Annotated in this window: 10 protein-coding genes; 7 read left to right on the top strand and 3 right to left on the bottom strand. The window is 57.6% G+C overall.

Annotated features, from left to right (window positions below; genetic code table 11):
- Positions 1-415 precede the first annotated feature (415 nt).
- Entirely contained in the window at positions 416-844 is a 429-nt protein-coding gene (locus tag NZ705_11305; GenBank protein ID MCS7293534.1) for a hypothetical protein, read from the bottom strand.
- A 311-nt stretch (positions 845-1,155) separates the two neighbouring features.
- Here NZ705_11305 and NZ705_11300 point away from each other — a divergent pair, with 311 nt between their 5' ends.
- The 6 genes from NZ705_11300 (at position 1,156) to NZ705_11275 (ending at position 6,178) form a co-directional block, all read left to right on the top strand.
- Positions 1,156-1,443, top strand: a complete 288-nt coding sequence (locus NZ705_11300) for a metalloregulator ArsR/SmtB family transcription factor (protein MCS7293533.1) — start codon at positions 1,156-1,158, stop codon at positions 1,441-1,443.
- Positions 1,440-1,955, top strand: coding sequence for a hypothetical protein (locus NZ705_11295; protein ID MCS7293532.1), 516 nt, complete (start codon positions 1,440-1,442; stop codon positions 1,953-1,955). The genes NZ705_11300 and NZ705_11295 overlap by 4 nt, the downstream gene beginning before the upstream one ends.
- 54 nt (positions 1,956-2,009) lie before the next feature.
- Positions 2,010-4,154 carry a polyribonucleotide nucleotidyltransferase gene (locus NZ705_11290; protein MCS7293531.1) on the top strand — a complete coding sequence of 715 codons (2,145 nt, stop codon included), beginning with the start codon at positions 2,010-2,012 and terminating at the stop codon, positions 4,152-4,154.
- Positions 4,155-4,221: 67 nt separating this feature from the next.
- Positions 4,222-4,887, top strand: a complete 666-nt coding sequence (locus tag NZ705_11285; protein ID MCS7293530.1) for a TPM domain-containing protein — start codon at positions 4,222-4,224, stop codon at positions 4,885-4,887.
- On the top strand, positions 4,884-5,603 hold the full coding sequence (locus NZ705_11280) for a 2-phosphosulfolactate phosphatase family protein (protein ID MCS7293529.1): 720 nt from the start codon (positions 4,884-4,886) through the stop codon (positions 5,601-5,603). Before NZ705_11285 ends, NZ705_11280 begins: the two co-directional genes overlap by 4 nt.
- A gap of 68 nt (positions 5,604-5,671) precedes the next feature.
- A complete protein-coding gene (locus tag NZ705_11275) occupies positions 5,672-6,178 on the top strand; it encodes a pentapeptide repeat-containing protein (protein MCS7293528.1) in 507 nt (168 codons plus the stop codon).
- Here the strand turns inward: NZ705_11275 and csaB are convergent.
- Both csaB and ftsH read right to left on the bottom strand, forming a co-directional pair.
- Positions 6,175-7,209: a polysaccharide pyruvyl transferase CsaB gene (csaB, locus tag NZ705_11270; GenBank protein MCS7293527.1), complete on the bottom strand. Its 1,035-nt coding sequence runs from the start codon at positions 7,207-7,209 to the stop codon at positions 6,175-6,177. The two genes, NZ705_11275 and csaB, sit on opposite strands and share 4 nt — an antisense overlap.
- Before the next feature lies 1 nt (position 7,210).
- A complete protein-coding gene (gene ftsH / locus NZ705_11265; protein ID MCS7293526.1) occupies positions 7,211-9,094 on the bottom strand; it encodes an ATP-dependent zinc metalloprotease FtsH in 1,884 nt (627 codons plus the stop codon).
- Between the two features lie 178 nt (positions 9,095-9,272).
- Here ftsH and NZ705_11260 point away from each other — a divergent pair.
- Positions 9,273-9,916 (top strand): DnaJ domain-containing protein (locus tag NZ705_11260; protein ID MCS7293525.1); only part of this gene is annotated, 644 nt, incomplete at its 3' end.

Genomic DNA, 9,916 nt, shown 5'->3' with positions numbered 1-9,916 from the left:
CCTGAGGCTCTAGAACAATTGCGTCAAGGGGTGGTCATCCAGGGCTACCGTACGCGTCCGGCGGAAGTGGCGCTGCTCCCAGACGAACCCAAACTCCCACCGCGCTATCCGCCGATTCGCTTTCGGCGTTTCATTCCCACCGCTTGGTTGCAGATGACTTTGCGCGAGGGACGTAATCGCCAGGTGCGGCGGATGACAGCGGCTGTAGGTTATCCAACCTTACGATTAGTGCGGGTCGCAATTGGGCATTTACAGCTAAAGGATTTGGCTCCTGGTCGCTGGCGCGAGTTGACTCACGAAGAACAGCAAAAATTGTGGCATCTCTGTAGCTGAGCCATCTATGGTTGTCAGGTTTGGATTGCAGTACGGAGCTCCACCCTTGATTTCTCAGTCATCTCAGCTACGGTACAGTTGACTAACCTGAACGGCACAGGTTCAAGGTAGCTGCCAAGAGAATTTCGATAGTTTCTGCGTGACTGTGATTTTGCTCAATATTTTGGATGAGCGCCTGCACACTAGCGCTATCATTAGCTGCCATGGCTTGACTCAGCATATCAATCACAGCGGGGGTTGTAGGTATTGTAGAGTGAGCGATAGAGGTTGATGGGGATGGTTCACTCAATACATGACCAATTTCTGACGATAATTCTTGGGTATCGGTTGTTTGAGGTGAGCATCCCTGATATTTTTGCGCCTCCAGGGTTGATGGTTGATTAGCTGACTCAACAGGAGGTTCAGTCATGTCTATGGGCAAACCTTGCTCCTGTAATTCCGGCTCAGCAGCAATCCTATTTAACCAGGCTTCCCAGTCAGCCAGAGATGGCTCGTCAGGTAACACCGACATTCCTACTCTTTGCCCGGAGAGCTTACTCTTCTTAACATAGCAGACTTGCCATTGGGCGGGACATGATTTCCCAGAGAAAGATATGACTCGCTTTTTTGCTGGTCAGGAGAGGCAGTAGGAAACTTGGATAAGCCAACTGATGACCAATCCTGGCGGAGGCCGCCTATACTCGAAGATGTATCTTTCATGCTCACTGACCAGTTCGTTTGCCATAAGTTTCGTGAAGTATGACCCCAGTTATTACCGCATCTGAACCAGACATTTGCAGTACGTCCGATCACCCTACCCAATCATCGGTGCCAGTTTTGGATATGTCGACAGCACAGCGTATGGCCCAGTGGCTAGGTTTTTTGGCTGACCCCAACCGTTTACGTATCCTATCCATCCTGGCAGCGGGGCCGCATTGTGTAGGAGATTTGGTGAATTTGCTCCAGATGAGCCAGTCGGCAGTCTCACACCAGTTACGCACGCTGCGAGCAATGGGGGTGGTGCAGGGACATCGGCAGGGCCGGCACGTCATCTACCAACTCCACGATGACCATGTGTTGACCATCTACGAAACCGTGCGACAGCATTTGCGGGAACTCGAAGTGATATGAAACGCTATCTGTGGGGATGGGGATGCACGGGCTGGATAGCTTTGATGTCTCTGGCAGCAATTGCCCAACCATTCCGCACGGTACAGGAGCATTTCTTGGGCATTCCTGAGCCGGTGTTACCATTGGGTTCCCCAGCCAATCGTCAACGCTATTTGCAATATGCCTTGGTAGATACAGCAAATGGTTATATCCGTTATCAGGCAAGCGACAACCCAGAACGGTTTGAATTTGCGATTTTTCGTAAAAAGAATGGGCAATATCTGGCGGCATTCAGTGTGCCTTATGACCCGGATTTTTTTGAGCGACCAGGAAAATCGCTCCTGCTCTTGCTAGACTATCAACAGGGTCAATGGCGTAATGTCACTCGGCAATTGTTACCCGTGCCATTTGATCCCACTTTGACGTACCAGTTGCCCCGCGTGGGTCGAGACATTGTGGTGGTCAATGCCCGCAATCAACGCCTTTACCGGTTGCGCTGGCAAAATGACCGGTTTGTACGACTGCCCATGTAACGCTCTCACAATCTCAATGCTAGGATAGCGATGGATTGGGAAAGAGAGTGAGCGATGCAAAAGTCAATATCGTTTGACGGAAGAGAAATCCGTCTGCGCTTGGGTGAATTGGCACCCCAGGCAGGAGGTTCGGTGTTGGTATCGTGTGGGGATACGGCAGTTCTGGTAACGGCAACGCGAGGCACAGCGCGGGAAGGCGTGGATTTTCTGCCGTTAATGGTGGAGTATGAGGAACGCTTGTATGCCGCGGGTCGCATTCCAGGGGGATTTTTGCGCCGGGAAGGTCGGCCCCCAGAAAAGGTGATTCTCACCAGCCGCCTGATTGACCGGCCTTTGCGCCCCTTGATCCCGGATTGGTTACGGGAGGACATCCAGGTAGTGGCCACCACCCTGTCACTGGATGAAGAAGTTCCCCCCGACATCCTGGCTATTTTGGGGGCGTCTCTGGCAGTAGCCACCGCTGGGATTCCTTTCATGGGGCCAATGGCAGCCGTCCGGGTGGGGCTGTTGGGAGATGAATTCATCATCAACCCGACCTACGCAGAAATCGAAGCGGGCGACCTGGATTTGGTGGTAGCTGGTTCGCCCCAGGGAGTGGTGATGGTGGAGTGCCGGGCCAACCAATTGCCGGAACAGGACATGATCGAGGCGATTGACTTCGGTCATGAGGCGATTCAGGAACTAATCCGGGCGCAACAGGATTTACTGGCGGAAATGGGCATAACGTTGACGGTGCCCCCTGCGCCGGAACCCCCGGCAGATTTGGTAGCGCTGGTGGAAGCAACCGCAGCAGCCGACATCCAGGCGGTGCTTGACCAAACCATTGCCGACAAGCAACAACGCAACCAGGCCCTCGATGAAACCAAAGCCAAGGTGACGGCAGCTCTAGAGGCATTGCCTGAGGAAGACCCCCGGCGCCAAGCCACAGCGAGCGACCCGAAGCTGGTGGATGTCCTGTTTAAGGCCTTGACCAAGAAATTGATGCGCCGTCACGTGCTGGAAACAGGCATCCGGGTGGATGGTCGCAAGGTGGATGAGGTGCGTCCTATTCACTGCGAAGTGGGGATTTTGCCCCGGCGAGTACACGGATCAGCCCTATTCCAGCGGGGTTCAACGCAAATCCTCTCGGCGGTGACGCTGGGAACGCCAGGAGATGCCCAAGAACTGGCCGATGACCTGCACCCGGAAGAGGAAAAGCGCTACCTGCACCACTACAACTTCCCGCCCTACTCGGTGGGAGAAGCTAGACCGTTGCGGGCGCCGTCACGCCGGGAAATTGGGCATGGAGCGCTGGCGGAACGGGCGTTGGTACCGGTGCTACCCAGTAAGGACGAATTCCCCTATGTGCTGCGGGTGGTGTCGGAGGTATTGTCTTCCAACGGTTCCACCTCGATGGGGTCTGTGTGCGGTTCCACGCTGGCGCTGATGGATGCTGGTGTTCCCTTGAAACGCCCGGTGAGTGGGGTGGCGATGGGGTTGATTAAAGAAGGCGACCAGGTGCAGGTGCTGACCGACATCCAGGATATTGAGGACTTCTTGGGCGATATGGACTTTAAGGTGGCAGGCACCGACACCGGCATCACGGCCCTGCAAATGGATATGAAAATTCCTGGTCTGGATGTTGCGACACTGGGACGGGCGATCCACCAGGCGAAAGCGGGGCGGTTGTTTATCCTGGAAAAGATGCTGGCGGCGTTAGCAGCACCTCGCAGCACCTTATCTCCCTACGCACCCCGCTTGCTGACCCTGAAGATTGACCCCGAATTGATTGGCGTGGTGATCGGGCCAGGCGGTAAGACCATTCGCGGCATTACCGAAGAAACGGGTGCCAAGGTAGACATTGAGGAAGATGGGACTGTAACCATCAGTGCCGCCGACGAGGAACGCGCTCAAAAAGCCTACCGGATCATTGACGGCATGACCCGCAAGCTCAACGAAGGGGATGTGTACGCTGGACGGGTGACCCGGATTATTCCCATTGGGGCATTCGTGGAAATCCTGCCAGGGAAAGAGGGGATGATCCACATTTCCCAACTAGCGGAACACCGGGTTGGCAAGGTGGAAGATGTGGTCTCAGTCGGAGATGAAGTGATTGTGCGGGTGCGAGAAATTGACAGCCGCGGTCGCATCAATCTCACCCGTTTGGGGATTCACCCGGACGAGGCGGCCTCCGCACGGCAACGCAGCCGGATCAACTGATTTTCTTCGGGCGGGCCAGCGTCTATACTGACTGAAGAATCGGCTGCTGTCAGGGGAGGGGAAACAGATGCGACATTGGTTGTGGGTAGGTGCCTTGGTGCTTTGGTTATGGCTGGGGGGAATGGGGCCAGCCCAGGCAACGGCTGTGACCGACCTGCCAGCGACCCCGCCGGCAAGCTGGGTATTCGACGAAGCTGATGTGTTTAGCCCTAGCACAGTTAACCAGGTGAACCGCACCTTGACCCAACTCAGTCAAGACACGGGCTTTCAAGTCCATGTTGTGAGCCTGCGGCGGCTGGATTACGGGGAAACGGCCAGCAGTTTTGGTGAAAAGCTGTTTCAACGCTGGTTCCCTGACGGCGGCGCCAAACAGGTGTTGCTCACCCTAGTAGCCCGCACAGCAACGGCAGATTTACAAGCTGGTTCGGAGGTCATCCCCCTGCTGCCCTCAGCGACGGCCCTGAGTATCGTGGAAGACACCCTGCTCAAACTGGTGCGCCGGGATGTTTACAACCAGGCTCTAGTAGATACAGTGACCCGCTTACAGGCGGTGCTCTCCGGTCAGCCAGACCCTGGTCCACCCCCTGAAGATGTAGAACGCATCGAGGGCAATTTTGCTACAGCTGCTGAAACCCGCCAAACCAAGGACATTTGGACGGCGGTGGTGGTGGTGTTACTGATCCTGGCTACGGTCATTCCCATGGTCACTTACTACTGGTACGTTCAGCGATGAAGTGTTGGGTGTACCATACGCCGGAACTCGTGCCCGCTGGAGATTTGCCTGACTGTGCCGTGGTGGTGGATGTCCTGCGGGCGACGACAACCATGGCTGTAGCCTTGAGCGCCGGGGCAACCGCAGTCCAAGTGTTTGCTGACCTGGAAGAACTGTTGCGCGTGAGCGCCCAGTGGCCGGCAGAACAGCGGTTGCGCGTCGGAGAACGGGGCGGCCAAGTTGTCAGTGGCTTTGATATGGGCAACTCGCCCTTAGATTGCACCCCCGAGCGGGTCAAGGGGCGGCGGTTATTCATGAGTACAACCAATGGCACTCGCGCCCTGGCTCGCGTCCAAGCTGCCCCCTGCGTCCTTACCTGTGCGCTGGTGAATCGCCAGGCCGTTGTGGAACTTCTCCAGCAACAGCAGCCAGAACGGGTCTGGATTGTGGCCTCAGGGTGGGAGGGCGCCTTTTCCTTGGAAGACACCGCCTGCGCTGGGGCATTGTTAATGGGGTTGGGTGACCAGGCGACTACTGGCAATGACGAAGCAGTGGGCGCGTTAGCATTGTACCAGCAATGGCAGGATAATTTACTGGAATTGCTCCACCGGGCAAGTCATGGGCAGCGGTTGTTAAAGCTAGGGCAAGCTGCAGATTTGCGTTTCTGTGCCCAGGTGGATTGCCTGACCACTGTGCCTCGCCAAAGCGCCCCCAGTGTGCTGACGGCCTCGACGTAGTGGTGCTCTGCGGGGAAACGGCCAATGTTATACTTTTTTTACCTTTACCAAACTCATTTTTTGCATCCATGGCACCGAAACAATTAACCAGGGAAGAACTGTTGCTCCGCTACGCAGAGGGAGAACGGGACTTCACCGGTGTGTACCTCAAGGAAGTCGATCTGAGTAATAAAATTCTCAGCCGGATTATTTTGGCCGAGGCCAATCTAGAACGGGCCAACCTAACCGGCACAAACTTTTTGGGCGCCAATTTCCGGGGTGCTGTCCTCAACCAAGCCCGGATGTACAACTGCAACCTCAGCGGGGCCAACCTAGTGGACACCCAACTGTGGCGCGTGGATTTACGCCGGGCCTACCTGCGGGGGGCGAATTTAACCGGGGCCTACATGAGCGAGTGCGACCTGAGCGGCGCCAACCTGGGGGATGCGATTTTGAAACTAGCCCGGCTGCGGGACGCCAATTTGACCGAAGTGCGCTGGCGCGGCGCTGACTTAACGGAAGCCGACCTGCGGGGCGCGAAACTCACCGGCGTGGATTTAACCCAGGTTTCCCTAGAGCGAGCGTTACTGCTTTAGGTGAAAACCTGTTGCAGCAATTCGCCGTGAAGCATGGCCCGGTCTGACCAGGCTTGGATCTGCGCGGGCGATAGCCCCTCCCCATTGGCGTACAGGTCGAGCCACTGCCGACTCAAGTCCTGGGGCGATGGCGGTTGTTGTCGTAAATCCCACCCTGGCATGGCCAGTTCCCGTTGCAACTGGGACACCTTTGGGTCGTAACTTAGGCTGAAGCACCGACAACCCGCCGCAGCGCCCATCACCAACCCGTGATAGCGCATAGTCACCACCAATTCCATCCCGCGGAAGACGCCCTTGAGCTGGGCCGGATGGGACGGTTCCAGCAGGCTGCTTTCGGCCACTGACCGCTGCAACTGTTGGGCCAGCGCCCGGTCGGTTTGCGGTTGAAATGGGAGAAACACGACCCATACCCCCGTCGCCTGTTGAAATTGCCGCAGCGCCTGGGTCAGCGTGTCCAGCCAAGCAGGCGTCAAGAGCCGATGGGGCCGTAACACCACCGCGATGCGAGGAGCCGGCAGGTCCTTCAGGGGCACATAGAGCTGCTCTGGCAAGGCCCACACGGGGTCAGGTGCCAGAAGAACCGCGCGTCCCCATTGCCGGAGTTGTTCTGCTGCCGGTTTGTCCCGCACACTGATGGCCTGGCAGCGCCGGAAGACCCATCGCGCCAAGCGCTGTAACCACGGACGCTCCAGCGGCCCAATCCCCTGTGCCCAGGCCACCGTGCGTTTTCCCAATAACTGGGCTACGGCCATCAACCCTAGGTAGTACAGGGGACTGGCCCAGCTCGTTTTGTCCTGGATCAAGCTACCCCCGCCCCAGACAAAGCCCTGGCTGCGCGCGATTTCAACGAGCACTTGCCCCAGATGCCAGCGGTGGCACGTCGCTACCCCGTACAACTGCCGGGTCACCCGGGGTTGCGCTGAGAGCACAACGGGTTGCACCGAGGGCGGCAACATCTGCAATAGGGTCAGCAGTAGCGCTTCATCGCCCCCATTGCCATAGCCGTAATAGCCGCACAGGACAACCCGCATTTCACGCAGGGGTTGCCGTCTGCGCCGGCAAGGGCGTGTATTCGGCCACGATGCGACGAAATTCCTCGCCGTCAATCGTTTCTTTTTCAATCAACAGGTCCACCAAGCGGTCAATCACCACCCGGTTCTCCCGGATGATCTGACAGGCCCGCTGGTAGCACTCATTGACAATCCGCCGCACCTGGGCATCCACCAGCGCCGCCAGTTCATCAGAGTAGTCAGAGCGGGCCACCAAATCCCGTCCGAGAAACACTTCGCCCATCTGGCCGTCCAGGGACAAAAGCCCAAAGTCGGACATTCCAAAGCGCGTCACCATCTGCCGGGCCAACGCCGCCACCTGTTGCAGGTCATTCCCGGCGCCAGTGGTCACCTCCGATTCGCCGAACACCACCGCTTCCGCCGCTCGGCCACCCAAGGCTCCTGTGATCCGCGCCAGCAACTGCGCCCGCGACAACAACATCTGCTCTTCCCCCGGCACAAACCAGGTCAACCCGCGCGCTTGCCCCCGGGGAATCAACGTCACCTTTTGCACCGGGTCGTGGTGCGGGAGCAACGTCCCCACAATCGCATGGCCGACTTCGTGATAGGCGATCAACCGCTTGCTCTTGCCATCAACCAGGGGCGTGCCCTCCATCCCGGCAATCACCCGGTCAATCGCCGCGTCAATCTCGCTGGCACCAATGGCTTCTTTGCGCCGTCGCGCCGTGAGGATGGCCGCTTCGTTGAGCAAATTGGCCAAATCCGCCCCGGAAAACCCCGGCGTCCGTCGGGCAATCATCTCCAGGGAAATCGTGTCGTCGAACTTCTTGTTGCGGGCATGGACGCGCAGGATTGCCAAACGGCCGTTGATGTCCGGCACATCCACCGTCACTTGCCGGTCAAAGCGACCCGGACGCAGGAGCGCCGCATCCAATACATCCGGGCGGTTGGTGGCGGCAATCACAATCACGCCCGTGTTCCCTTCAAAGCCGTCCATCTCGGTCAGCAACTGGTTCAGAGTTTGTTCCCGCTCATCGTTGCCGCCGCCGATGCCCGCGCCCCGTTGCCGGCCCACCGCGTCAATCTCGTCAATGAACACGATGCAAGGGGCGTTTTCCTTGGCCTTCTTGAACAGGTCGCGCACCCGCGACGCCCCCACGCCCACAAACATCTCGACAAATTCGGAGCCGGAAATGCTGAAGAAAGGCACGCCAGCTTCCCCAGCGATGGCCTTTGCCAACAACGTTTTCCCCGTCCCTGGCGGCCCGACTAACAAGACCCCCCGCGGGATTTTCGCCCCAACCGCCGTAAAGCGCTCCGGTTGCTTGAGGAAGGTCACCACTTCCTGCAGCTCTTCCTTGGCTTCATCCACCCCAGCCACGTCGTCAAACTTCACCCCGGTTTTAGCTTCCATCTGGAACCGCGCCCGCGAGCGTCCAAAGTTCATAGCCGGCCCAGGACCGCCGGGAATCCCACTGGAGCGCCGTAGCAAGAACACCAACCCGCCTAGCAACACCAGCGGAAACACCAAGTTCCCCAGTAGCCCCCACAGCGCCAGGTTATTGCTGCGGTTGTTGTGAATATCGAAATCCACGTGGGCTTGGCGCAGGCGGCTAATCAGCTCCGGCCCGGCGGTCGGCAAATCCACGCGAATCCGCTGAAAACGACTCATCAACTCTGGGTCGGCCACTTCCACTACCGCCGTACGTCCCCCATCATACAGGTCCAAGCGCCGGACATAGCCTGCATCCAAATACTCCAGAAACCGCCCGTAGGTCATCCGCGCCGTCGCCGCATTCAAGCCCGTTTCCCGCCAGACCGGCCCCATCGTTCCCTGCCAAAAGAAAAAGCCGATAATGAGCACCGGCAACAACCACAGCAACGCTATCCGCCACGAAAACTTCATCACCCAACTCCTGCCCAGGGCGTAGAGAACCTTAAAAATTTGTTTATTATTCTTAATAATAGCGCTAAACGCCCCCGTTGGGGAGTGGTCGGATATTTGGGTAGCCAGCCTAGGGAAGCGTCACCTACGATGAAGATGGAGTTCCAGACCAAGTTGCAGGCTGCGGCTGTGTAGTGTCATGACCAGTACCAACTTCAAGGACTACTACGCGGTGTTAGGGGTCAGCCGGGATGCATCGCAAGAAGAGATAAAGCGGGCGTACCGGCGGTTGGCGCGGCAGTACCATCCTGATGTGAATCCCAACAATCCGGCAGCGGAAGCACGGTTCAAGGAGATTAACGAAGCCTACGAAGTCCTATCCGACCCGGAAAAACGCCGCAAGTACGACCAATATGGCCGGTACTGGCAACAAGTGGGCGACCGCGGCCCTGCTCAGGATGTCTACATGGACTTCGATTTTGACTTTGGCCGCTACGCCAGCTTTGAGGATTTCATTAACGAGTTATTAGGACGCATGGGGGGGCCGACCACCGGTCGCAGCACGCGTTATCAGACCTATCAAACGTCCTATGCGCCGCGCGAGATGCCCATTACCTTGACGTGGGCGGAAGCCTTCCGGGGTACGGAAAAGCAAGTGCTGGTGGGCGGCGAGTCCATCCGCGTGCGTATCCCGGCGGGTGTCAAACCCGGTACTAAGATTCGTGTGCGTGGCCAAGGCCCTGTCCAACCCTTTACCGGTCAACGGGAAGATTTATTTCTCATCGCCCAGTTGCCTGAACATCCCTTTTTCCGATTTGACGAGGGGGCCAATTTAACGGCTGA

Source organism: Gloeomargarita sp. SKYB120, assembly GCA_025062155.1.
Lineage (GTDB): Bacteria > Cyanobacteriota > Cyanobacteriia > Gloeomargaritales > Gloeomargaritaceae > Gloeomargarita.
Note: the sequence above shows the minus strand (reverse complement) of the source record. Positions and strands in the feature narration are given on the sequence as shown.

What these genes read in the sequence shown, in the direction of transcription:
- NZ705_11305 (MCS7293534.1), bottom strand. Translation starts at nt 844, where the DNA reads ATGTCGGTGTTACCTGACGAGCCATCTCTGGCTGACTGGGAAGCCTGG.
- NZ705_11300 (MCS7293533.1), top strand. Translation starts at nt 1,156, where the DNA reads ATGTCGACAGCACAGCGTATGGCCCAGTGGCTAGGTTTTTTGGCTGAC.
- NZ705_11295 (MCS7293532.1), top strand. Translation starts at nt 1,440, where the DNA reads ATGAAACGCTATCTGTGGGGATGGGGATGCACGGGCTGGATAGCTTTG.
- NZ705_11290 (MCS7293531.1), top strand. Translation starts at nt 2,010, where the DNA reads ATGCAAAAGTCAATATCGTTTGACGGAAGAGAAATCCGTCTGCGCTTG.
- NZ705_11285 (MCS7293530.1), top strand. Translation starts at nt 4,222, where the DNA reads ATGCGACATTGGTTGTGGGTAGGTGCCTTGGTGCTTTGGTTATGGCTG.
- NZ705_11280 (MCS7293529.1), top strand. Translation starts at nt 4,884, where the DNA reads ATGAAGTGTTGGGTGTACCATACGCCGGAACTCGTGCCCGCTGGAGAT.
- NZ705_11275 (MCS7293528.1), top strand. Translation starts at nt 5,672, where the DNA reads ATGGCACCGAAACAATTAACCAGGGAAGAACTGTTGCTCCGCTACGCA.
- csaB (MCS7293527.1), bottom strand. Translation starts at nt 7,209, where the DNA reads ATGCGGGTTGTCCTGTGCGGCTATTACGGCTATGGCAATGGGGGCGAT.
- ftsH (MCS7293526.1), bottom strand. Translation starts at nt 9,094, where the DNA reads ATGAAGTTTTCGTGGCGGATAGCGTTGCTGTGGTTGTTGCCGGTGCTC.